At 72.9% G+C, this 23,941-nt stretch carries 16 protein-coding genes; 8 read left to right on the forward strand and 8 right to left on the reverse strand.

The features are described from left to right. Nucleotides 1-107: 107 nt before the first annotated feature. Nucleotides 108-500: a VOC family protein gene (locus ACVW19_RS32690; RefSeq protein ID WP_457464072.1), complete on the forward strand. Its 393-nt coding sequence runs from the start codon at nucleotides 108-110 to the stop codon at nucleotides 498-500. A 96-nt stretch (nucleotides 501-596) separates the two neighbouring features. Here the strand turns inward: ACVW19_RS32690 and ACVW19_RS32695 are convergent, their stop codons facing one another. After that, nucleotides 597-902, reverse strand: coding sequence for a DUF4235 domain-containing protein (locus ACVW19_RS32695; protein WP_384211010.1), 306 nt, complete (start codon nucleotides 900-902; stop codon nucleotides 597-599). A 734-nt stretch (nucleotides 903-1,636) separates the two neighbouring features. On the opposite strand from ACVW19_RS32695, the gene ACVW19_RS32700 reads away from it, so the two are divergent. Next, on the forward strand, nucleotides 1,637-3,493 hold the full coding sequence (locus tag ACVW19_RS32700) for a ricin-type beta-trefoil lectin domain protein (RefSeq protein WP_457464074.1): 1,857 nt from the start codon (nucleotides 1,637-1,639) through the stop codon (nucleotides 3,491-3,493). A 33-nt stretch (nucleotides 3,494-3,526) separates the two neighbouring features. Here ACVW19_RS32700 and ACVW19_RS32705 read toward each other — a convergent pair whose 3' ends face one another. Further along, nucleotides 3,527-4,141 (reverse strand): DUF4232 domain-containing protein, encoded by a 615-nt coding sequence (locus tag ACVW19_RS32705; RefSeq protein WP_457464075.1) that lies wholly within the window; start codon nucleotides 4,139-4,141, stop codon nucleotides 3,527-3,529. Beyond that, the gene (locus ACVW19_RS32710) at nucleotides 4,138-6,558 is read right to left on the reverse strand and encodes a SpoIIE family protein phosphatase (RefSeq protein ID WP_457464077.1); all 2,421 of its coding nucleotides are present in this window, start codon (nucleotides 6,556-6,558) and stop codon (nucleotides 4,138-4,140) included. The genes ACVW19_RS32705 and ACVW19_RS32710 overlap by 4 nt, the downstream gene beginning before the upstream one ends. Nucleotides 6,559-6,874: 316 nt before the next feature. On the opposite strand from ACVW19_RS32710, the gene ACVW19_RS32715 reads away from it, so the two are divergent. The 4 genes from ACVW19_RS32715 to ACVW19_RS32730 all read left to right on the forward strand — a co-directional run bounded on the left by ACVW19_RS32715 (nucleotide 6,875) and on the right by ACVW19_RS32730 (nucleotide 10,296). Continuing rightward, complete coding sequence (locus ACVW19_RS32715; RefSeq protein WP_457464078.1) at nucleotides 6,875-7,120, forward strand: hypothetical protein; 246 nt, start codon at nucleotides 6,875-6,877, stop codon at nucleotides 7,118-7,120. 3 nt (nucleotides 7,121-7,123) lie between these two features. Then, a complete protein-coding gene (locus ACVW19_RS32720; RefSeq protein ID WP_457464080.1) occupies nucleotides 7,124-7,501 on the forward strand; it encodes a toxin Doc in 378 nt (125 codons plus the stop codon). Between the two features lie 354 nt (nucleotides 7,502-7,855). Further along, entirely contained in the window at nucleotides 7,856-9,433 is a 1,578-nt protein-coding gene (locus ACVW19_RS32725) for an RICIN domain-containing protein (protein WP_457464081.1), read from the forward strand. A 428-nt stretch (nucleotides 9,434-9,861) separates the two neighbouring features. Continuing rightward, nucleotides 9,862-10,296 (forward strand): subtilase-type protease inhibitor, encoded by a 435-nt coding sequence (locus ACVW19_RS32730; RefSeq protein WP_457464083.1) that lies wholly within the window; start codon nucleotides 9,862-9,864, stop codon nucleotides 10,294-10,296. Between the two features lie 260 nt (nucleotides 10,297-10,556). Here the strand turns inward: ACVW19_RS32730 and ACVW19_RS32735 are convergent, their stop codons facing one another. From ACVW19_RS32735 to ACVW19_RS32750, 4 genes are all read right to left on the reverse strand, one after another. Continuing rightward, nucleotides 10,557-13,391, reverse strand: a complete 2,835-nt coding sequence (locus tag ACVW19_RS32735) for an NHLP bacteriocin export ABC transporter permease/ATPase subunit (RefSeq protein ID WP_457464084.1) — start codon at nucleotides 13,389-13,391, stop codon at nucleotides 10,557-10,559. A gap of 1 nt (nucleotide 13,392) precedes the next feature. Beyond that, nucleotides 13,393-15,615 carry an NHLP family bacteriocin export ABC transporter peptidase/permease/ATPase subunit gene (locus ACVW19_RS32740; RefSeq protein WP_457464085.1) on the reverse strand — a complete coding sequence of 741 codons (2,223 nt, stop codon included), beginning with the start codon at nucleotides 15,613-15,615 and terminating at the stop codon, nucleotides 13,393-13,395. Beyond that, complete coding sequence (locus ACVW19_RS32745; protein WP_457464087.1) at nucleotides 15,612-16,418, reverse strand: HlyD family efflux transporter periplasmic adaptor subunit; 807 nt, start codon at nucleotides 16,416-16,418, stop codon at nucleotides 15,612-15,614. The genes ACVW19_RS32740 and ACVW19_RS32745 overlap by 4 nt, the downstream gene beginning before the upstream one ends. A 188-nt stretch (nucleotides 16,419-16,606) precedes the next feature. Beyond that, nucleotides 16,607-16,822, reverse strand: coding sequence for a type A2 lantipeptide (locus ACVW19_RS32750; protein ID WP_457464089.1), 216 nt, complete (start codon nucleotides 16,820-16,822; stop codon nucleotides 16,607-16,609). A 637-nt stretch (nucleotides 16,823-17,459) separates the two neighbouring features. Between ACVW19_RS32750 and ACVW19_RS32755 the strand changes: the two genes are divergently transcribed. Next, nucleotides 17,460-18,797 carry a S1 family peptidase gene (locus ACVW19_RS32755; protein ID WP_457464091.1) on the forward strand — a complete coding sequence of 446 codons (1,338 nt, stop codon included), beginning with the start codon at nucleotides 17,460-17,462 and terminating at the stop codon, nucleotides 18,795-18,797. Between the two features lie 160 nt (nucleotides 18,798-18,957). Here the strand turns inward: ACVW19_RS32755 and ACVW19_RS32760 are convergent, their stop codons facing one another. Continuing rightward, a complete protein-coding gene (locus ACVW19_RS32760; protein ID WP_457464092.1) occupies nucleotides 18,958-21,102 on the reverse strand; it encodes a SpoIIE family protein phosphatase in 2,145 nt (714 codons plus the stop codon). 201 nt (nucleotides 21,103-21,303) lie between these two features. On the opposite strand from ACVW19_RS32760, the gene ACVW19_RS32765 reads away from it, so the two are divergent. Next, on the forward strand, nucleotides 21,304-23,754 hold the full coding sequence (locus ACVW19_RS32765; protein WP_457464093.1) for a SpoIIE family protein phosphatase: 2,451 nt from the start codon (nucleotides 21,304-21,306) through the stop codon (nucleotides 23,752-23,754). The last annotated feature ends 187 nt before the right edge of the window (nucleotides 23,755-23,941 follow it).

A 23,941-nucleotide genomic window follows, 5' to 3' on the forward strand; every position in this document is an offset into this window, starting at 1 on the left:
CACTGGACTTGGTGCGCGGATTGAAACCGCCGAGCGGGGACAGGTGCCAGGTACCGGCCGGGGTGCCGCCCCGAGCCCGGACGGACCCGGACCCCGCGGAGGAAGACATGGCACTGGTACATGCCGGAGTGGTGGTGCTCGACTGCGCCGAGCCCGAGAAACTCGCCGAGTTCTACCGGGAACTGCTGGAGGCCGAGGTGGCCGACGCCAACGCCAACCGGGTGGAGATCCGGGCCGCCGACGGCTTCCGGCTGGCGCTGCGCCGCGACGTCAACACCACCGCCCCGAGCTGGCCGCGCCCCGAGAACTCGCTCCAGGCACACCTGGAGTTCGTGGTCGAGGACCTGGATGCCACGGAACGCCTGATCGTGGGTCTCGGCGGCCGTGCGGTGGAGACGAAGGACGTCACCGGACCCCGGGAGGAACGCGGCTACGCCGACCCGGCCGGGCACTCCTTCACCCTGCGCCGCGGGGTGCCGGTGGGACCGAAACAGGGCTGACGGGCGCCTCCCCCGCCAAGACCTCCGCGGCCCCGGTCCCGGGCGCACCGGGCGCCGGGGCCGGAGCGGGGGAGCGGAGGCAGGGTGCGGCCTCGGTCAGTCACGTCCGCCCTTGTCCGGGACCGGCCAGTAGCCCGTCGAGCGTTCGATGGCCTTGGCGCCCGCGCGGTCCACGGCACTGCGTACCGCCGCGAAGATGGCGCCCTGGATCGCGGCGGCCAGCAGGATCTCGCCCCAGCGGCGGTCCCGGTCCAGCGCGTCGGGCGCGTCGTCCTCGTGCCGGATCACCTTCCATGTCTTCTGGAAGGCGAGCCCCGCCAGGGTGCCGCTCGTCCAGCCCAGCGCGAACCCGATGGGCTTGTACGCCAGGGGCAGCTTCTTCTTCTTGGTCTTCTTCGCCACGTGGATCTCCCAGGTCGGTTCCAGCGTTCAAGAGTCCCTGTGACCACGTTCCCCGTTTTGGGCCGTGGGCACGGCCCCACCGCACCCGACCGGGTGCCTCGGGAACGCGGGAGGCGCGAGAGGCAGGGTGGAGAGCCCCGCCGCGACGGGGGAACGCGGCGGGGTGCGGCCTACGGGTGCCCGTCGACCGGGCCGTCATGCACAGTGGCGCGAAGAAGATCCCGGAGCCCCGGGCGGGGAGCGGCCCGAAGGCCGTACGGTGCCGGCGGACCGGACGGGTGACCAGGGTTTCGGGTGATCGGACAGCCCGGGAAACCCTTCCCCCGCGTCCTCGTCCGCGCCGCCGCGGTCCAGACGCGGACCGGCCGGCCGTGCCCCTTTCGGGACACCGGACATCGAACCGGATGATCGGGCACGTGAAATCAAGTGCCTCGAATCCCGTTGACACTTTGTCAAAACGCGCTGGCCGTGGGAGAAATGCGCGAAACCGCGGAGTCACTTGTTCCTGCTCGTTGACCTGTGCAAAAGTGGGCCGTACCGGCGTGCGGACAATATCTTTTGTCCTGGCGTGCGCGTGGCCGCTCCCCGCAGGCCAATCGGCTCCAAGAGAGCTGTTCCGGGCGGGTGTTCGAGATGTCGAATCCCGTACGGACGGGCTCCCGTCGTATCGTCGGTGAGGCTGCGGGCCCGCTGGTACGGACTTTATTCCGCGCATCCTCGAGAGGACTGCATCCGTGAAGGACACCGGTCTGTCGCATTTTCGGGTTCCGGCCCATTCGTCCGAGGTGACGGACGAGCAGCTGGCCGCCGAGCTGCGGAAGTGGACGGGTGCCACACCGGCGCTGCACCCCGCAGGTGAACTGCTCGACCGGCACTGGGAGTCGGTCTTCGGCTACGCCCGACTGTGCACCGACGGCCCGCGGTCCGCCGGGATGCTCACCACCGCCGCGTTCACCCGGCTCTTCGGCGAGACCCTGAAGCACAACGGGCCGGGTTCCGCGTGGCGACCCCAACTCCTCGTCATGGTCCGCAGGATCGCCGCCGAGTGGATCGGAGACCACCGGCGCGACATGCTCCGTCCCGACCTCACCGCCGAGTCCGGTGACGACCGACAGCCGGCCGCCCGGCTGCTGCCGCTGCCCGAACGGCGCCTGCTGTCAGGGGCGTTCCAGCGACTGCCGCAGTCGGCGCGCTGTCTGCTGTGGCACGTGGAGGTCGAGTCCGAACCGCTCCACGTCCCTGCCGGGCTGCTCGCGCTGGACGAGGAGGGTGCCCGCTTCGAACTGCGCCGTGCCCAGGACCGGTTGCGCGACGAAGTCCTCCAACTCCACGGTGAACTGGCCCCCGACCAGGAGTGCCGACGCTATCTCCGCCTGCTCGAGGTGACCTACCGGCGAGTGGGAACCGAACTCGACCCGGACCTGCGCACCCACCTGGACAGCTGCGTCCACTGCCGGCACGCCGCGGACCAACTCGCCTGCTTCACCACCGGACTCGGCACGGCCCTGGCGGAGGCGGTCCTCGGCTGGAGCGCACAGGAGTACGTGGAGAGCCGGGCACGGGCGGCTGTCGCCACCGACGAGCCGGCGGACGGGTCCACGGACGGCTCGGCGGCCGAGGAGCGGCCGTCGCCCGAGGGTGTCGTCGGCACGGCCTTCCCCGGCCCCGCGGACGGGCCCTTGGGCGCGACGAACGAGTCCTTCACCGACTCGGAGTCGATCCCGCCCCTTCCCACCGAGGAACCCCGCACCGCACCCACCGTGCCCCCGGTCCCGAACACCGCCCCACCTCCCGCCGCGCACCCGGCCCCACCTCCCGCCGCGCACCCGGCCCCTCGTCCCGCTTCCCGCCCCGGGCGACGTGCGACACCCCGCACCGGTTCTCGCGGTGCCGTGCTCCGCGCCGGTTCCCGCGTCGCCCGGAAGGCCGCCCGCCGGGCCGCGCGCCGTCGTAACCTCGCCGCGGGCATCCTCACGGTCAGCGGGCTGATCGTCCTTCCACTGGTGCTGTGGACCTCGGGCGGCTCCGACGCCTCCGCGCGGGGCGACGGCCGCCCCTCCGAAACCCCCGGTGCCGAGGAGGGCACCCCGTCGCCCGGCGACCCCTCGCGGTCCGGCTCCGGCGAGGTGGTGAAGGGTGCCCTGCGCGGCCGGCTGCACAACACCGCCTCCGGCCTGTGTGTCGGCGTGGTCGGCGACCGTGCCGTCGCGGGAGCCGAGACCGAGCTCACCGCCTGCTCGGCGGGCGAGGTCCAGCAGTGGACGTACGAGACGGACGGGCTGCTGCGCAACGCCGCGGAACCGGACCTGTGCCTCGACTCCCGCCTCGGTTACTCGGTGCGGCTGGCCCGGTGCACGGGCCCGGCGCGGGCGAACGCCGACAGCGCGCGCTACGACTTCACCGTTCAAGGCAGCCTGGTGCCCCGCTCCGGCCGGGACCTGGGGCTGGCACCCGCGGCGACCGACGGCTCGGGCGCCCTCGTCCTGAAGACCCGCGACGATTCGGACACCCAGCGCTGGGCGATCCACGCCTCGGAGCCCGCCCCGCAGGAGAAGGTCGTCAACTGGGGCGCCGACGAGCCGCGACGGTGAGGCGTCCGCCGCCGGGCGGACGCCTCACCCGCGTCAGGGGCCGGTGCCCTCGCTCAGTACCGTGACGAACACCGCGGAGGAGTCACCGGCGACGGGCACGGCACCGGCCGTCCACGGCACCTTCAGGGGGTCCCGCTCGTCCGGCGGGGTCACCAGCAGCGCCGTGGGGGTGGCCGTGTGCGCCCCGCTGACGCCGGGCGCGGAGTACCGCAGCCCCGCCCACGCGCTCTCGCCGGGCTCCAGCGCGACGCGCACGGCGTCACCGGGGGAGCGCTTCGGGTCGGGGCCGAGTTGCTTGCCGGACGCGTCCACGAAGGCGGCGCCGGGATAGCCGTACAGGGTGCAGGCGCGGGAGGAGACGTTGGTCAGTACGACGGGGAAGTTGCGCTGACCCGCGCCCGGGTCCACGCCGCCGACCCGGGCGCGCAACTCGGAGGTGTGGCAGCGGGCCGTGGCGCGGTCGGCCGTCCTCCCGGAGGCGGTGACGGCAAAGGCGGCACCGGCGTCCGAGGCCGTGGTGACGCCGGAGGCAGCGGTGCCGGTTTCGGTGCCGCAGGACGCCACCGCGCCGAGTACCGCCAGCGCACTCGCGAGTACAGCCGCCCGGCGCACGAAGGCCCCGCCCCTGATGGTTCGGAAAGCGCTCACAGTTCCTCCTGCTCCAGCAGTCCCAGTTCGGCCCAGATGGTCTTGCCCTCGGCGGTGTGCCTGCTGCCCCACCGCTGGGTGAGCTGGGCGACCAGGAGCAGCCCCCGTCCGCCCTCGTCCCAGGTCTTGGCGCGCCGCAGGTGCGGGGCGGTGTGGCTGGCGTCGGACACCTCGCAGATCAGCGTCGTCGCGTCGCAGATGAGCCGGAGCCGGATGGGCAGGGCGCCGTAGCGGATCGCGTTGGTGACCAGCTCGCTCACCACCAGCTCGGCGGTGAACGACGCCTCGGTCAGGGACCAGATGCCCAGCTGGTCCAGGACCTGTTTGCGGATCGGTGCGACCAGCGCCGGGTCGGCCGGGATGTCCCAGGTGGCGACCCGGGAGGACGGCAGCCCGCGGGTACGGGTCAGCAGCAGGGCCGCGTCCTCCGTCCTGCTGCCCGGGCCGAGCAGGGCGTTCAGGACACGGTCGCAGGCCCCGTCGAGCGATCCCGAGGCCGCGTTCGACAGGGCGTCGGTGAGCGTCAGGCGGCCGGTTTCCGTGTCGCCCGCCGGGCCTTCGGTCAGCCCGTCGGTGTAGAACGCCAGCACGGAGCCCTCGGACAACTCCAGCTCCACGGACTCGAAGGGCAGACCGCCCAGGCCCAGCGGCGGTCCGGACGGCAGGTCGAGCACGCGGGCCGGCCCGTCCGGCGGAACCAGGACGGGCGGCGGATGCCCCGCCCGTGCCAGGGTGCAGCGCCGGGACACCGGGTCGTACACCGCGTACAGGCAGGTCGCGCCGACCTCGCCGCGACCGGTGTCGGCCGACTCGCCACGGCCGCCGACACCGTCGCCGGCCGACTCGTGGGCGAGGTGCAGGACCAGGTCGTCGACGTGGGTGAGGAGTTCGTCGGGGGCCAGATCGATGTCGGCGAGGGTACGGACGGCCGTACGCAGCCGGCTCATCGTCGCGGAGGCCTGGATGCCGTGGCCGGCGACGTCCCCCACCACGATGGCCACCCGCATCCCGGACAGCGGGATCACGTCGAACCAGTCGCCGCCCACGCCGGAGCGTGCGGCCGGCAGATACCGGGAGGCGGAGTCCACCGCGGCCGTCCGGGGCAGGCCGCGGGGGAGCAGGCTGCGCCGGAGCGTGAGGGTGGTCTCGCGTTCACGGGAGTAGCGGCGGGCGTTGTCGATGCAGACGGCGGCCCGTGCCGTGACCTCCTCGGCCAGCAGCACGTCGTCGTGGGTGAAGGGCTCGGGGTGCCGGAACCGGGTGAACACCGCGACGCCGAGAGTGATACCGCGGGCCTGGAGGGGGACGGACAGTATCGAGTGGACGCCGAGTTCCCGGATCTCCTGGGCGCGGGTCTCGTCGGCCGCGAGCCACGGACTGAGATCGCCCGAGGGCACCGAGGCGACGACGCTGTGCCCGGCGATCAGCGAATCGGCCTGGGGTGCGGCGGCCGGGTAGACGATCACCTCGTCCGTCTCGGCGATCGACTCGAAACCGCCCGGTTTGTGGGACCGGTGGGCCACCCGGCGCAGCGCGACCGGCAGGGTCGGCGGATCGGTGGCTTCGGCACCCAGGTCGTTCTGCTCGAGCAGGTCGACGCTGACGAAATCGGCGAGCGCGGGCACACAGACCTCTGTCAGCTCCTGCGCCGTCCGGGTGACGTCGAGGGTGGTGCCGATGCGCACGCTGGCCTCGTTGACGAGCTGCAGCCGTGCCCGCGCGCTGTAGTGCTCGGTGAAGTCGTGGGCCGTCACGCATACGCCGGCCACCCGGCCGCCGTCGTCGGTGAGGGGCGCGATCCGGGCCAGCCAGGCCTGTGCACGACCCGCCCCGGCGGCACGTGTGCGGATCTGCATGTCGTGGCCCCGGCCGCTCCGCAGCACCTGGCTCATGTGCCGCTCCAGCTCGAAGTGCCGGGGCTGGCCGCCCAGCTCGGTGGGCCTGAGCCCGCGCAGCTGGCGGGCCGGCAGCCCGAGGAGGGCCGCCATCGCGTCGTTGACACCGCGCAGACGCAGGTCCTGGTCGAAGACCGCGGTGGCGCACGGGGACTGGAACATGGCCGCCCGGAGCAGCGGGTCCTCGGCCGGATCGGTTTCCCCGGACCCCAGCGGTGTGACGGCCAGCCAGTCGCCGGTGCCGCCGTCCTCCCGCCGGACGCGGTGGGCGAGCACCCACACGGTGACGGTGCCACCGTCTTGGTGCCGAAGCGCGAGCGTGCCGTTCCAGACTGTGCCCGACGGCGGTGGGGGCGGGTCCGCGCCGACGGCGAGCAGGTCGGCCGCGGGGCGGCCGACCACCTCCTCGGCGCTGTGGCCCAGCAGCAGCCGGGCACCTTCGTTCCACCGGACGAGGGTGCCGTCGGCGGCGATGACGGCGCGGGCCGTCACCGGATCGTCGAACGGGTCGTCCGGCCTCATCGTCGCCACTCCATCGCGCACACTCACTGTGAACTGGTGGATCGCCAGAGTTTCAGCCTAGTGCGTCAAAGCCGGACGTGGCCCGGTACCCCGGTCGGCCCGGGACCGCGGGACCGGGGCGGGTGCGGCGGGTGCGGCACCCGAAGCGGTCGTCGGGAGCCGGCTCCTCTCGGTGTCCGCGCCGGCGCCGAAGATGCCGTCCCGTTCCGCGGGGCGGCACCTCCGGCCCGCTCCCGCCTGTCCGGCCGGTACCGGTTCACAGCCGCTCTGAACTGCTGGTATTTACGATTGAGTACCTGAGCGGTACCGTGAGGGCATGCCTGCTCTCAATGTGGAGTTCAGTGACCGTGAACTCGAGGACCTGCGGCAGATCGCCAAGGAGCGCGGTACGTCGATGAAGGCGCTCGTGCGCGAGGCGGCCGCGGCCGACATAGCGCGCCACCGGGCGCTGCAGGAGGGTGCGGAGGCGTTCCGTCGGTTCTTCGCCTCCCACGCCGACGAATTCGCCGCCGCCTTCCCGGACGACGAACCGCGCGCCGAGGGTGAGGGGCGGGCCGCCTGACCGATGGGACCCGTCCTGCACATCGACGTGCCCTGGCTGCTCCAGCGGCACGAGGAGGTCCTCCCGGACCAGCCCACCATCAACGACTTCTCGGCGCTGGTCGCGGCCGTCGCCCGGCACCGCGTCGACCCGCCCCGCCTCGGCGTGGACTCGGACCCGGCCTGGCGGGCCGCCGCCCTGCTGCACACCCTCGCCCTGCTCCGGCCGCTGCCGTCGGCCAACGCGCGCTTCGCCTGCGCGACGGCCGTGGCGTACATGTTCGTCAGCGGAGCCGGCATCGACCCGCCCTACGGTGCGATCGTCGACCTGGCCCGCGATCTGATGTCCGGTACGGCGGACGTCTACGCGGCGGCGGACCGACTGCGGTCCTGGCAGATCTGACACCGCCGCCCGGAATGCGGACCGGGGGAAAACGCAGGGGGAAACGCCGGGGAAAACATGCAGGTGGAAAGCCGGTGAGAGGGGTGCCGACCGGGCTTATCGTGTCGACTTCCTGTCAACGGGCGGAGGTTGCCCGAGCGCCTTGTCGGCCGTGTGCGGGTGTGTGAGAGTGGGCCACCCGCGAGGGGGGTAAAATCCGGGGTCGCACGCGCGTTGACGAACCGGATCCGATTTCACCGTCGGTGAATTCGCGTCCTCCCGCGCAAAGCCGCCAAGAGGTATGGACCACTCGGGGACTTCCCTTTTGGGCGTCAGAACTTCTGTGTCACCTGCGCGTGGGAAGGAACCACCTCAGTGCCCACCCCTCACCCCCGTCGGCCTCCGTACCCCCCTCCCGGCGGGGATCCGGGGGAGTCCGACGAGGCCCTCGCCACGCGGCTTCGAGGCCGCCCGGAGAGCGAGGCCGCCCGGTCCGTGGCATTGCTGACGGCGCGTCACTGGACGTCCATGCACGACTACGCGACCGTCTGCCTCGCCTCGTCGGGGCCGACGGCCGCCATGGTCACCGCGGCGGCACAGCACCGGGTCCTGGACCGGATCGCCCTCGGCGAACCAGCCGTCGCGCTGCGCCCGGTGCTGCTGGTGGCCGTGCGGGACACGGTCCGGGAATGGGCCGCCGACGACCGCACGGCGGACGCTCTGCCCGACCTGCAAAAACCCGCGGGCGGACGCGGCATGCGCGCGGCGAAGACGATGACGCCGGACAACCGCACGCTCGCCCAGCGTTCCTTCCGCTCCCTGCCCGCCCTCGCGCGCTGCGTGCTCTGGCACGTGGAGGTCGAGGCGGAACCCATATCGGTCCCGGCCGGTCTGCTCGGCATCGATCCCGACATCGCGTCGGGCGCGCTCGAACAGGCGCGTGAGACATTCCGTCAGGGCTGCGTCCACGCCCATCAGGAACTCGCGCCCACGAAGGACTGCCGGTTCTACAACCGACTCCTCGACGTGCCCATCCGCCGGGGCAAGACGCTGCTCCCCGATGTGCAGCAGCACCTGACGGACTGCCGGTACTGCCGGAACGCGGCCGAGCAGCTGAGCCATTTCGAGGGCGGTCTCGGCACACTCCTCGCCGAGGCGGTCCTCGGCTGGGGCGCACGCCGCTACCTCGACTCCCGCCCCGGCCGGGCGGCACCGGGCCCGCGCGGCGGCCGCGCCGCCCGCCGCGGACAGCGGGGCGGCGGCGGACGGTCCGGCGGCAGCCGGCACCGCCTCCTGTCCCGGATTCCCGCACCCGCCCGCCTCACCGGCCTGGGGCTTCCGGACGCGGTGCGCTCCACCCGCACCCTGCTCACCGGCCTCGGAGCCGTCTCGGCCGGGGTGTTGGTGAGTGTGCTCATCGCGGGGCCCTCCACACCCGACGGCGGCACCGACCCGACGGGCGCCACCAGCGCGGCCGGCGGCGGAGGGGTCGTCCCGACCGAGTCCCCGCCGGGCGTGGCCGGCCTGCCCACGGGGCCGGAGCAGACCCTCCTGCGCAACGCCGCCTCCGGTCTGTGCCTCGACACCCGGGGCGAGCCCCGCAACGGCGTCGGCACCCGGCTGGCGCCGTGCTCCTCGCGGTGGAGCCAGCAGTGGACCTACGAGGACGACGGACTGCTGCGCAGCGTGGCCGACCCCGGTCTGTGCCTGGACTCGCACAAGGACGCGGGCGTCGTCGTCCTCGCCACCTGCGCCGAGGAGAACGACGGCCGGGGCGACGACGTGCGCTACGACCTCACCGTGCAGGGCGAGTTGCTGCCCCGCTGGGACGAACAGATGGCGCTCGCCCCGGCCGGCCCTGACGCGAACGCCGACATCGTCGTCAGGGTGCGGGACCGGGCCGAGGGTCAGCGCTGGGTGACCGAACCGGTGGAGTCGGCCGAGGACTCCTGACGTGAGCCGTGAGCCGTGAGCCGTGAGCCGTGAGCCGGGGCGGGGCAGTCCACCGCCCCGGCACACTCCACTCCACCCCCCGGCAGGGCTAGGGCGAGGTCCGGTTCGGCGATCAGGCGGCGGATGAATCATGAACAGAAGCTGTCGCGGAATGGTCGGCCGAGAACGGGATCGGAATGTTTCAGGCCTATTGCTGAGCGATGGGAATTCGGCCATCTGGCCACTTCGCACACGCGGTACCCCTGTGATTACAGGGCTCACGCTTCCGCTTTCCGTGACTTCGCGCCACTGATTCAATACGCAAGGTTACCGAAACCGGCAGGGTCGACGTGTGTTTCCGCGGCGGACTCGGCAGACTCCCGCTCGCCGGTCCGGCACCACCGAGCACGGTCCGGCACCTCGTCGAAACGAGCGGAAGGATGCACACAATGCGGAACACCGCGCGCTGGGCCGCCACCCTCGCCCTGACGGCCGCGGCCGTCTGCGCACCTCTGTCCCTCGGCGCGTCGGCCGCCCCGAGCGGCGACCCGTCCGCGCTCTACGCCCCGTCGGCCCTCGTGCTCACCATGGGGCGCGGCGAGAGCGCGGCGGCCGTCACGCCGGAACGCGCCGTCACCCTGACCTGTGCCCCCGAGACCTCGGGCACCCACCCGGCCGCGGCCGCGGCGTGCGGGGAACTGGCCGGGGTGGGCGGGGACCTGCGCGCGCTGACCGCCGCGGAGGGAGTGTTCTGCACCAAGCAGTACGACCCGGTCGTGGTCACCGTCGACGGCGTGTGGCAGGGGCGGCGCGTGTCCCACGAGCGCACCTTCCCCAACGAATGCGTGATGAACGCCCACGGTTCGGGCGTCCTCACGTTCTGAGACCGGGACCGCACGGTTCCCGTGACCGCGCGGCGGTCGGGGTACTGGGGAGTACCGACCTCCTCGCGGAACGTGCGGTCTCGCACAAGGGGGCCGGCGGGCGGAGTGGGGCCGCCCGCCGGCCTCCGGCGTTTTTGGACACTTGCTCTCCTTGACGGGAAGACGGGAAGACGGGAAAGCGGGAAAACGACTCCAGAAGCATGTCGGGCTCATGTCCGACGCCGCCCTCCGGGCCGCTCTCGCCGATCCGCGGGCCGGCGTCACGCCATCTGCCGCCGCACCAGTTCGTGCAGTCGCCCGGCCGGGTCGGCGAGCAAGTGGGCCGGCGGGCCCTGCTGGACCACCTTGCCGTGCTCCATCACCACCACCCGGTCCGCGTCCAGCACCGTCGACAGCCGGTGCGCGATGACGACCCGGGTGGCCCGCAGCGCCTTGGTGCTCTCGATCACCGTGCGCTGCGTCTCGTTGTCCAGGGCGCTGGTCGCCTCGTCGAAGAAGAGGATGCGCGGCCGGCGGATCAGCGCCTGAGCGATCATCAGCCGCTGCCGCTGGCCACCGGAGACCGAGCCGCTGCCCGAGACGATGGTGTGCAGTCCCATCGGCATCCGCCGGATGTCCTCGGCCAGCCCCGCCATCTCGGCCGCCGCCATCGCCTCCTCGGGCGTGTACGGCTCGGTGCCGCAGATGACGTCCAGGAGGGAACCGGTGAACGGCTGGGCGTGCTGGAGCACCACACCGCACTGCCGGCGCACCGCCGACTGGTCGAGCGCGGCCAGGTCCTGACCGTCGTACAGCACGCTTCCCGACAGCGGCCGGTCGAAGCCGATGAGCAGCCGCAGCAGTGTGGACTTGCCGCAGCCGCTGGGGCCGACCACCGCCACGAACTCGCCCGGCCGCACCTCGAAGGAGACGTCGTCGAGGACCAGCGGACCGTCGTCCGAGTAGCGGAAGGACACCCGCCGTGCCTCGAGCGCCCCGCTCAGCGGGCCCGGCCGGGTGCTCGCCGCCCGCACCTCGGGCGTCGCGTCCAGCACCGGCCGGATCTGCTCGAACAGCGGCAGCGCGGCCACCCCGGAGACGAACGCGCCGGTCAGCTGGGTGACCGAGGTCAGCACCATCGTCACCGACGTGTTGAAGGTGAGGAACTCGGCCGCCGTCATCGAACCGCGCGCCGGGCCCGCCAGCAACATGAACATCGCCAGTGTGCACAGCGGCAGATAGACCGCGCCCAGCACCGCCGTCAGGTTCTTGATCCGGCCGGCCTTCTGCTGGAGCTCACGGCTGCGGGCGAACTCGGACGCCCACGCCCCGTACGCGTAGTTCTCCGCCGCCGCCACCCGCAGCTTCGGCAGGCCGCGCAGTGTCTGGAAGGCCTGGTTGTTCAGCTTGTTGGTGAGCACCACCAGACGCCGCTGCCACCGCACCTGCCACAGCCCGAGCCCCGTGAAAACCGCGGCGATGACGACGAGCATCCCGATCGCGGCCAACGCCATCGGCACGCTGAACCACAGCAGCAGCCCCAGGTTCATCGCGCCGACGGTGACCGACTGGGCCACCGTCGGCCCGACCCCGGCCAGCAGCCGGCGGATCGCGCTGATGCCCATGGCCGCGCTCGCCAGCTCACCGGTCGAGCGCTCGGTGAAGAACGACGTCGACAGCCGCAGCAGCCTGTCCCACACGGCCGGCTGGAGCGTGGCCTCCACCCGGCCCTCCAGCCGCAGCAGGGTGAGGTTCTGCAGCAGCATGAAGGCGGCGGCCACCACACTGCCGATGATCACCGCGAGACACACCTGCGCGATCAGCCCGGTCTGCGCCTTCGGCACGAACTCGCCGAGCACCTTGCCCGTGGCGATCGGCACCAGTGCCCCGATCGCCACCGTGACCAGACCGCTGAGCAGCAGCCCCGTCAGATCGCCGCGGGTGCCCGACATGCAGAACCGCATCAACCTGAGCGGGCTGAGCCGCCGCTCGGGCAGCGGGCGGTAGAACATCACCGCCTGCGGCTCGAACTCCGCGGCGTTCGCCTTCTCCACCGGCGTCTCACGCCCCGTCGCGGGATGCACCGCGACATATCCGCCGCGCCGCCACAGCAGCGCCACCGGCGCGCCGGACAACGCCCGGTGACCCACCAGCGGACCGACGTCGTCCCGCCACCAGCGCCCGTCCAGCCGTACGGCACGGGTGCGCAGACGGGACGCGACGGCGATCTGCTCGACCGGATCGAGACGATCGCCGCCGGTGCCCGGCCGGGCCGGCTCGGCGAGCGTGATCCCGGCCGCCCGCGCGACCAGCTCGCAGGCCGCGTACGTGGCGTCCGCGTCGGCCGCGGTCGTTCCCTGCGCCGACCGCTTGCCGATGGCGGCGAGCAGCGTCCGGTCGGCCTGGACGCGGACCGCCTCACCGGCCTTGATGCCCTCGGCGGTGCGCGTCTCGTGGGTGTGCTCCAGCTGCTCGATCCAGCGGTCCAGCGTGGTCATCAGCCGGTACTGCTGGTCGACCAGGCTCTGCCACAGCGCCGGGTCCATCAGCAGGTCCGCCGCGGCCTCGGCGCCGTACAGCGAGCCGTACTGCACGCTGCCCGGCGGCACCTGCATCCAGAACACGTCGTCGTCGCTGGGCGCGGCGGCCCGCTCGGTGGCCATCGGCGCCTGGAACAGCACCGACAGACTGCGGCCCACACCGAGGGCGAGGGCGTACTCCAGCGGGCTCGTGGTCGGCGGGACGTACTGCGGATTGCCGTACTCGTCGTACGACCAGGTCTGGGTGTCCGCCGCCCGGTACAGCTCGCGCAGGCCGATACGGCGCACCACGCAGTCCCGCAGCGGCCGGGCCACCAGGGTGTGCCGCGGTCCCGTGCCGGGGCCGAGCAGCAGCGAGCCGGCCTCCAGCCGGCCCAGGTGGTGCCAGTGGCCCCGCTCCTCGGCGTCGACGGCGAACAGGTCCACCGCGCCGGCCGCGATCAGCCACAGCGTCTGCGGCCCCGCCAGATCCAGCCGGTTGAACCCGGCACAGTCCATCCGCGTGCCCAGCGAACCGAGCGCCCCCAGCACGAGGTCGCCCCCGTGCCCCTCCCGCTCCTGCACGGTCGTCGTCATCTCACCGCTCCCTGACCAGCGCGGCGTACGCGCCCCCGCGCGCCACCAGTTCCTCGTGCCGGCCGCGCTCCACGACCGTGCCGTGGTCGAGGACGACGATCTCGTCGCTGTCCCGGACCGTGCTCAGCCGGTGCGCGATCACCACACAGGCACAGCCGCGCCGGCGCAGGTTGTCCATCACGATCAGCTCGGTCTCGGCGTCCAGCGCGCTGGTCACCTCGTCCAGCACCAGGATGCTCGGCCGCCGCACCAGCGCCCGCGCGATCTCCAGGCGCTGGCGCTGCCCGCCGGAGAAGTTCCGGCCGTCCTGCTCGACCCGGCTGCGGATGCCGCCCGGCCGGCGCGTGATCACGTCGTACAGGGCCGCGTCCCGGAGCGCCTCCTCCACCGCCTCGTCCGGGATCGACGGGTCCCACAGCGCCACGTTGTCGCGGACGGTGCCCTCGAAGAGGAACACCTCCTGGTCGACGAAGGAGACGGACGCGGCCAGCGCCCCGCGCGCGATGTCCTCGATGCGCTGCCCGTCGATCCGGATCACACCCTCCCACGGCGTGTACAGGCCCGAGAGCAGCCGGGACACCGTGGACTTGCCGCTGCCGGAGCCACCGACCAGCGCCACCTGCCGGCCCGGCCCGACGGTCAGGTCGAAGCCGGTCAACAGCGGCTTGTCCAAAGGGTTGTAGCCGAAGGTGAGGTTCTGCAGTTCGACATGGCCGTGCAGCCGGCGCGTGGACTCCCCGGCGCCGGGGCGGCCGTAGAGCGGGTCGGCCCGGAAGTTCTCCACGTCCTTCAGCCGGGCCACGTCCGCCGCGAAGTCCTGGATCCGGCCCGCGACACCGTTGAGCCGGGTCAGCGGCGCGGTGAACCGGGTGACCAGCGCCTGGAAGGCGACCAGCAGACCGACCGAGACGTGCCCCTCGACCGCGCGCATACCGCCGATCCACAGGATCAGCGCGCTGTTGAGCGTGGCGAGCGTCGGCGCGACCACGCCGAGCCAGGCACTCGGCACACCGAGCCGCTGCTGCTCCTCCAGCGTGGTCGCGTGCTGCCCGGCCCACTTGCGGAAGTAGCCGTCCTCGCCGCCGGTCGCCTTCATCGTCTCGATCAGCTGCAGACCGGTGTACGCCGTGTTGGTGAGGCGTGCGGTGTCCGCGCGCAGTTTCGCCGTACGGGTCGCGCGCAGCCGGATGACGATCCGCATCGCCAGGACGTTGAGCAGCGCCACCCCGATCCCGACGAAGGTGAGCTGCGGGTCGTACGTGTACAGCAGCACCGCGTACAGCAGGACGACGACGGCGTCCACGCCCGCCGCCGACAGGTCCCGGGACAGCGTCTCGGCCACGGCGTCGTTGGACTGCAGGCGCTGCACCAGGTCAGCCGGGCTGCGCTGGGAGAAGAACGTCACCGGCAGCCGCAGCAGATGCCGCAGGAAGCGGGCGCTGGACAGCGTGGAGGAGACGAGCCGCCCGCGCAGCAGGTTGGCCTGCTGGAGCCAGGTCAGCACCAGGGTGAGCAGGACACAGGCGCCCATCGACGTGAACAGCACGCCCAGCATCGACGTCCGGCCGCCGATCAGGAACTCGTCGATGAAGGTACGGCTGAGCCCGGGCACCGCCGCGCCGACCGCCACCAGCAGCAGGCTCGACAGCACCACGGCGGGCATCGTCCCCGCCGTGCCGCGCAGCCGGGCCGGCATCGCACCGAGGACGCCCGGCCTGCGACCGCCCCGGGTGAAGTCCGGCCCGGGCTCCAGCGTCAGGACGACACCGGTGAAACTGCCGTCGAACTCCTCCAACGGCACGAAACGGCGGCCCTTGCCGGGGTCGTTGACGAACACCCCGCGACGGCCGAAACGGCGGCCCATGCCGTCGTAGACGACGTAGTGGTTGAACTCCCAGAACAGGATGGCCGGCGCCGTCACCCCGGCGAGGGCGGCCAGATCCATCTGCATGCCCTTGGCGGTCAGCCCGTAACTTCGGGCCGCCTTCAGCAGGTTGCTGGCGCGCGAGCCGTCCCTGGAGACACCGCAGGCGATCCGCAGCTCCTCCAGCGGGACATGGCGTCCGTAGTGGCCGAGCACCATCGCCAGGGAGGCGGCGCCGCATTCCACGGCCTCCATCTGGAGCACGGTGGGCGTACGGACGGTCTTCCCGCGTGCCTTGGGCACCTTGCGCCTGGGCGGGGCGGCACGGCGCCGGCCGCGGTTCTCCCGTGCGGTGGTCACGGCAGCAGCCAGTCGACGGGACGCTCGTCGGACAGTCGGACGGAGCCCGAGGCCAGGGTCATCGAGGTCAGGGGGAACGGCGGCCCCTGGGCGGAGGACCACCGGTAACCGCTCTTCGTGGCGGACGACTTCTCCAGTTCGACCGTGACGGCCACCGGCCTGCCCTCCTTCGTGAACTGCTCGCCCAACTGGCTGTCCCCGAGGAACGCGGCGATCTGCTGGGCGGACTGAGCGGAGCGGTCCACCGACTTCACCTCGCCGCGCAGCACGCCGTACTCCTGGCTCGGCACCGACTGCACGGTGAGGTCGACCGCGGCGCGCGCGGGAATACCGGCGGCGCTCTCGGCGGGGACGTAGACGGTCGCGTACAGCGGGTCGTCGGCGTCGGCGACCTTCTCCACGGCGGCGACGTTCGCGCCGGTGGTGATGATCTGCCCGACGCTGGCGGCGAGTGTGGTGATCCGGCCGGCGTCCAGGGTGCGGACGACGGTGTCGCCCTGCTCGGTACGGACCTTCAGGACGGGGGAGTTCGCGGGCAGCCGCTCGCCCTGCTTCGCGAGGACCGCGGTGACCTGCCCGGCGAGGGGGCTCTGCAGGACGTAACTGCCCTGCCCGTGCGTCAGGACGGCGGGCGCGGCCACCGTGGAGGTCACGGACCCGGTCACCGCCCACACGGAGGCGGCCGCCATGGCGACCACGGTCACGGAGAGGACCAGCCAGCCCTGTGGCCGGGCGAAGCGCACCGGGAGATCGAGCTCCTCGGGCGACTGGAGCTTGGCGAGGGCCTGTTGGCGGAACTGCACGGTACTTCCCTCACCTGCGTGAACTCTGCGAAGGACGGCGGGGTACGGCTCGGCTGAGCCGGCGGGCGGGCCGGCCGGGGGTGCCGGGGCCTGTCGTGACGTCCCGTCCGCCGGGCGGCGGGACCTGGAGCAACGCCGAGCCCCGGAGCCGGGGGGCGGCTCCGGGACTCAGCGACACGAGGGCGCGATCAGAGACCGGCGACCAGGTTCGTGACCGGGGCGGTGTTCAGGCCGGTGACACCCTCGACGGTGCCGATGGCCGTGTCGGCCAGGCCGGAGACCGGGGCGATGCCGTCCACCGCGCCCGTGACGGCGTTCACGGCGTTCACGGACAGGCCGCCGGAGACGTTGTCGAGCTCGGCGTCGGAGATCTCGACGGTCTCGACCTGGGGGGTGGAGTTCATGATGGAACTTCCCTTCGTATGGATATGGCACAAGGGGGAGAGCGGCCTCCTCTGGGGGCAGGGGAAAGCCGCGACCGCGAGCGCCGGACCCCGGCGCCGGATGCCCGGAACGGCCTTGCGGTGCGATGGATCAAAGCACGCCCCGGCTCCGGGCTTCCAATCAAACAAACCTCCCACCAGCGAACTTGCGGCTTTGTGGAGCTCAAGAGTGCAGAGAAGGGCACGGCCCGGTGGCGACTTCTTCACATGGCTCACGGCATCGACCCGTCCCGCCGCTTGCGCCCCTCGGACCGGAATCCGGCACACCGGTCCCAAAGGTGTGAGGGGGACGGCCGGCCCGTGGGCGACCCCCGACTCCGGTGACCGCGTTGGGCAGCCGGTGTGCAGATTCGCTGAAGCCGGGATTCCGCTCACCGTCCGCGACGGAGGGTGCGCGCTCGATCGCGGTGCGTACTGCTTCCGGGTGGCTGCCCAAACGGTCGGCGGGGCACATGAGTTGGCCGATTCCGCGGTGTGAACCCGGTGTCCGCAAAAGGATTTGAACGCCCTGCCGGACCCGTGCGTACCAACAGCCATCCAGGCGCCGACAGTCGCCGAACGGCGACACGACTCCGGTCCCCCCAGGAGGTCGAGAAGTTTGAGTCACAAGCGAATTCCGAAGCACAAGGCCGCGATAGCGGTGGGCGGTGTGGTGGCGCTCGGCGCCGCCGCGATCCTGCTCCCCAACGCCAACGCGTCACAGGACGGCGCGACGGACGACGCCGCGGCGGCGGCGCCGAAGACCCTGAAGGCCGCGGACGCCTCGGATCTCGCCTCGCAGCTCGCCGGGCTCCTCGGCGACGCGTTCGCCGGTTCCTACTACGACGGGGGCAAACAGCAGCTCGTCGTCAACGTCGTGCCGGGCGACAACAACAACGTCATCGTGCAGGCGAAGAAGGCGGGCGCGACCGTCCGCGAGGTCGACAACAGCATGACCGAGCTGGAGGCCGGCGCGCGGACGCTGAAGACCGAGGCGACCATCCCCGGCACCTCGTGGGCCGTCGACCCGCGCACCAACAAGATCCTGGTCACCGCCGACTCCACGGTGACCGGCGACAAGTGGGACAGACTGGAGTCCACCGTGCGCGGCCTCGGCTCCGGCATGGCGACCATCAAGAAGTCCGCGGGCACGTTCAGGACGTTCGCCTCGGGCGGGGACGCCATCTTCGCCGCCAACTCCCGCTGCTCCCTCGGCTTCAACGTCACCGCGGGCGACGGCACCCCCGCCTTCCTGACGGCCGGTCACTGCGCGCTCGGCGGGCAGCAGTGGTCCGACCAGCAGGGCGGCGCCCCGATCGCCACCATCGACCAGGCCGTCTTCCCCGGCGAGGGCGACTTCGCGCTCGCCAAGTACGACGACCCGAACACGCAGGCGCCGAGCGACGTCGACGTGGGCGGCCAGACGGTGCAGATCACCGGGGCCGCCGAGGCCACCGTCGGCCAGGAGGTGTTCCGGATGGGCAGCACCACCGGGCTCGCCGACGGCCAGGTGCTCGGTCTCAACGCCACGGTGAACTACCCGGAGGGCACGGTCACCGGTCTCATCCAGACCGACGTCTGCGCCGAGCCTGGCGACAGCGGCGGCTCGATGTTCACCCAGGACGGCCTCGCGATCGGTCTGACCTCGGGCGGCAGCGGCGACTGCACCGTCGGCGGCGAGACGTTCTTCCAGCCGGTCACCACTGCCCTGGCCGCGGTCGGCGCGACCCTCGGCGAGGGCGGCGCGGGCGCCGGAGCCGGCGACCAGGCGGTCGGTGAGGACGCCGGTGGCGGTGAAGCCGGCGGTGAAATCGGCGATGAGGACGCCGGCCAGGGAGTCGGTGACGGAGCAGGTCAGGATGCCGGCCAGGGGGCCGATGACGGGGCCGGACAGGGAGCCGGCTACGGGGCCGGCCGGTATGCGGAGGACGGTGGCGGCCAGACCGGAACCCACTGACCGGAACCCACTGACCGGAACCCACTGACCGGAACCCACTGACCGGGACCCGCCCGACCGCACCGGGCGGAGCGCCCGTGGTGCGCCGCCGCCCCGGACCCCCGCCACGCGATCGTGGCAGGGGCCGGGGCGGCGGCGCACAGGGCGGCCGAGGGCGGGCTCAGTCCGGCGGCAGCGCCTTGAGCAGGAGCAGCGCGACATCGTCCACCCGTCCCTCCGGGCGCGCACCGTGCTGGACCAGGGCGTTGGCGAGGTCGTCCAGGGGACGGTCCCCGAGGGCGGTGAGGAGGCGGCCCAGATCGGCCAGCGCGTCCTCGAAGTCGGTACCGGGTGATTCCACCAGTCCGTCGGTGTAGAGGACGAGGAGCGACCCGGGGGAGAGGTCCACCTCGGTCGTCGGATACGTCGCCGAACCGTCGATGCCCAGCAGCGGACCACCGGCCAGGTCCAGCACCCGCACCCGGCCGTCCGGCCTCCTCAGCAACGGCGGCGGATGGCCCGCCCTGGACATCACGGCCCGCCCGCGCGCGGGATCGAGCCGCAGATACAGGCAGCTCGCGAACAACTCGGAACCCAGCTCGAGCAGCAGCCGGTTGGTGCTGCGCATCACCTCCTCGGGCGGCTGCCCGACCGTCGTGTACGCGCGGACCGCGGTGCGTACCTGCCCCATCAACCCGGCCGCCGTCACGTTGTGCCCCTGCACGTCCCCGATCACCGCCGCCGCCATCCCCTGCGTCGGCACCAGGTCGTAGAAGTCGCCCCCGATCTCCATGCCCTGAGTGGCCGGCAGGTAGCGGGCCGCCGCCTCGATCCCGGCCAGCGACGGCAGCGTGTGCGGCAGCAGAGCCGCCTGCAGCCCGTGCGCCAGCCGGTGCTTGGCGTCGTAGAGCAAGGCCCGCTCCAGCGCCTGGGCGATCAGCCCGGCCAGGCTCGTCAGCACCGCCCGCTCCTCCGTGGTGAAGTGGTGCGGCGAGGCGTAGGCCAGCACGCACGTCCCCACCGGGCGCCCCGAGGCGATCAGCGGCAGGTAGGCCCACGACGAGAAGCCCGAGGGGTTCACGATCAGGACCGGATACAGGCGCTCCAGTTCCTCCCGGGACTCGAAGAACGCGGGCACGCCGGTGCGCAGCACCTGACCGCCGGGGGTCGGTTCGGACAGCGGCATCCCGTCGTACCGCTCGACGACGGGCGGATCCGGATACCCGCGGTGCCCGAGGACGAGCAGCCGGCCCGCCCGTGAGCCGAGGATCACCAGTCCCTGACTGCCCACCGCCGGGGCGATCTGGTCCGCGACCAGTTGCACCACGTCCTGCACGCCCACCGCCTCGGTCAGCGTGCCGGCCAGGTGCAGCAGCTGGGAGATGGTCACGAGCCTGGCCGGAGCGGTGCCCGGCTGCCGCGCGGCCCGGTCCGTGTCCGCCGCGGTACGGGCCCGGCTGATCCGGACACTGAGCCCCGTCGTACTCGGATACATCCGGAACGACAGCCACTCGCCGGGCGGGCGCAGCGCCACGAACGACGTGGTGTGCTGGCTGAGCAGCGCGGCCCGGTAGTGGTCCTCGTACACGGGATCGTTCAGCCACGGTACGGCCGCCCACAGCTGGGCGCCGAGCAGCCGGTCGACCGGGGTGTCCAGCAGATGTGCCGCGGCGGCGTTGGCGAAGCCGACCCGCCCGTTCAGATCGAGCGAGCACAACCCGTACGGCAGCCGGGCCGCCATCCGTGCCGCCTCCACCGTGCCGAGCGTGTCGGCCATGCCGCTCACCAGCGGCGCGGCCAGCAGATCCGGCTCCGAAGGAAGCGGCAGACTCTCCTCGGCGGCCCGCTCCAGCCGCGCCGCGAGACGGTCGCAGGCGGCGGTCAGGTGATCACGCTCCCACTCGGACAGCTCCGGCGGGCGGCCGCCGGGCCAGGTCACGAACACCGCGCCGTACGCCCTGGTCGCGGTGGCCAGCGGCAGCGCGGCCACCGCGAACTGGTACGGCAGCACCACGGCGATCCGGGGGTAGCGCCGCGCCATCTCCTCCTCGCCGCCCACCCAGACCAGACGCCGCTCGCGCACCGCGTCGGCGACCGGGATCGGCGCGCTCAGCGCCACCCGTTCCCAGGGCGCCGCGAACGCCCGGGGGAGCCCCGCCGCCACCGCCATCTCCAGCACCGGCCGGTCCGGCGCGACCAGGTACACCGCGCCGGAGTGGGCATGCACCTCGTCCATCATCGCGGTGAGCGTCAGGGAGAGCATCGGACGGCCGACCGGCGCCCGCGTGCCCGGCGGCACCCACGCGGAGGACTGCCCCTCGGACACGCCGACCACCTCCTCGCTCGGCCGCGTCGCCCGCCCCGAGAACCCAATCTCCCCCCTGCGGGCCCGCCCCGCACGGCGAGCCGCGCGGCACCCGGTCCGCTCCGGCGCGCCCCGCGGGTCCGTCGCGGTCAGCGGCCTGGCGGACCGCCGGAACGCGACGGGGCGCCGCAGGGGCTGCGCGGGGCCCGTACAAGCGCTGTAATGGCCAACGTGGTCGGTGAGGGCGCTGCGGGACGCAGCACGAGGACGCTGCGCGCGGAAGCCGCCCTGACGGCGATCACCGCCGAACCGGAGACACCGGACCGGTTGCGCCGGGTCCTGGAACAGGCCCTCGTCTTCGCCGGCGCCGCGCTCGTCGCCGTGTACACGCCCAGCGCGGAGAGCGAGCAGCTGCTCCTGGTCGAGTCGGCCGGGATCCCGCGGACCCTGTGCGGGGTGCGCGACAGCTACTCCGTCGCCGGGCACTCCCCGGCCGCCGAGGCCGTACGCGGCGGCCGGCCGGTGTGGCTCGGACCGACGGAGCTCGCCGCCCAGGCCCAGGCGCGGCGCGTACCCGCTCGTGACTTCTCCCTCGCCGCCCTGCCCGTGCGTCACGATCCCGGAGGCTGCCTGCTCGCCGTCAGCGAGCGCCCCGGCGGCTTCGACCCCGAGGACCGGGTCTGCCTGGGGCTCGTCGCCGACGCGGTCGCCTTTCCCGAGCCGCCGGCCGCCGACGGCGGCGGCGAGCTGCCGCCGGGCACCTTCAGCCTCGCCATGGACACCGGACGGGTCCGGCTGGGCGACGACGTCCTGGACCTGTTCGGCCTCGGCCCGGACGACTTCGACGGCCGGGTGGAGACCCTGATGGGGCTGACCGTGCCGGAGGACCTGCCCTCCGTGATGTCGGTGGTCGAGGCCGACCACCTGACCGTCGGCGAGCGCGAGCTGGAGTTCCGGGTGCTGCAGCCCACCGGCCCGCCGAAGTGGCTCCGGCTCCGCGGCCGGCTGCTGCAGGGCGGAGAGGGCCGTCCGGCCCGCCTCGTGGGCTCCGTCGCCGACGCGTCCACGCTGCGCTCCGACGTCACCGACGTGGCCCGGGTGCAGCGCCTCGCCGCCGCACTCGCCACCGCGGTCACCGTCCGCGATGTCGGCAGGGCCGTGGTCGCCGCCCTGCGCGGGCCGCTCAGAGCCGACCGGATCGCGGTCGCCGAACTGGAGAGCGAGCGGCTCGTCGTCACCGTCCTCGACCCGCCGGAACCGGACGCCTGGCCGGATCTGTGGCGCGCGGAGTGGCGCGCCGAATGGCCCGAGGCGCCGGTGCGCACCATGCCCACCCTCGCCGCCGTCCTGCGCGAGGGCCGGCCCCGGATCTGGCCCGCGGGCAGCCCGCTGGAGACCTCCCTCGCCGAGGTCGGACCGGGCGGCCTCGCCGTGCTGCCGCTGCCCGCCGGCAACCGGATGGCCGGCGCCTGCCTCATCGGCTGGGACGCCCCGCACGACTTCGGAGCCGACGAACGCGCCCTGCTCACGGCCGCCGCCGGCCTCGCCGGGCAGGCTTTGATGCGGGCCCGTGCCTTCGACGCCGAGCACGAGCTGGTCGGCATGCTCCAGCGCCAGCTGCTGCCGCGCCGGCTGCCCCGGCTGCCCGGCGCGGTCGCCGTCGCCCGCTATCTGCCCAGCACGGTCGGCCTGGAACTCGGCGGCGACTGGTACGACGTGATCCCGCTGCCCGACAACCACGTCGCCCTCGTCATCGGCGACGTCCAGGGGCACAGCACGGGCGCCGCCACCCTCATGGGACAGATGCGCACCGCGCTGCGCGCCTACGCCGTCGAGGGGCACGCGCCCGACGTGGTGGTGTCGCGCGCCAACCGGCTGCTCATCGACATGGAGAGCGACCTCTTCGCGACCTGTTGCTATGTCGACGTCGACCTGGAGCAGGGCTCCGCCTGGTGCGTACGTGCCGGGCACCTGCCGCCGGTGCTGCGGCACCCGGACGGCCGCACCGAGATCGCGGAGGCGGAGGGCGGCCCACCACTCGGCGTCATGACACAGGCCGACTTCCCCATGAGCCCGCTACGGCTCCAGCCCGGCACGACCGTCGCCCTCACCACCGACGGCCTGGTCGAGTCCCACGAGGCCGACATCGACGAGGGCATGGACTGCTTCGCCCGCCGGCTCGCCGACGTCGACCCGGCTCACCTCGGGCTCGTCGCCGACACTCTGCTCGGCAAGGCCGCGCGCAGCGACGACGTCGCCCTGCTGCTGATGCGCTACGACGGCATGGCCCTGCGCCCGCTGCGGGAGAGCTGGACGGTGTGGCGGGTGCCCCAGGCGGTGGGCCACGCCCGCCGCTTCACCCGGCGCACCCTGCGCTCCTGGGGCACGACCGAGGACCTCGACGCCGCCCTGCTCATCGTCTCCGAACTGGTCACGAACGCCCTCGTGCACACCGAGGGACAGGTCCGTCTCGACCTCACCCTCGTCGGTGACCGGCTCCGCCTCGCGGTCGCCGACGCCTCGCCGCGCAGTCCCGTCAAGCCGAGCAGCATCGGCTGGGAGGCCACCGGCGGCCGCGGCATCCTGCTCGTCGAAGCGGTGTCGGCGGCCTGGGGGACACTCCCGGTCAGTGGCGGCAAACAGGTGTGGGCGGAACTCGTCCCGCACCGGTGAGCGCGTGGTGGCACCGGCCGCCGACAACGGTCCCGGCGCCCGGGTCATCCCTTCGAGTGATACGGCCGATGAGCGCGACCCGGTCCCGCGCACATCGTCACGCGCCGGAATCACGGCGACCGGACGGTTTTCGTCGGGGATTTCGTAACGAACCGTTGAAACAAGTGACGTTCCATCCGTCACGCAC

The organism is Streptomyces sp. TE5632 (assembly GCF_054061295.1).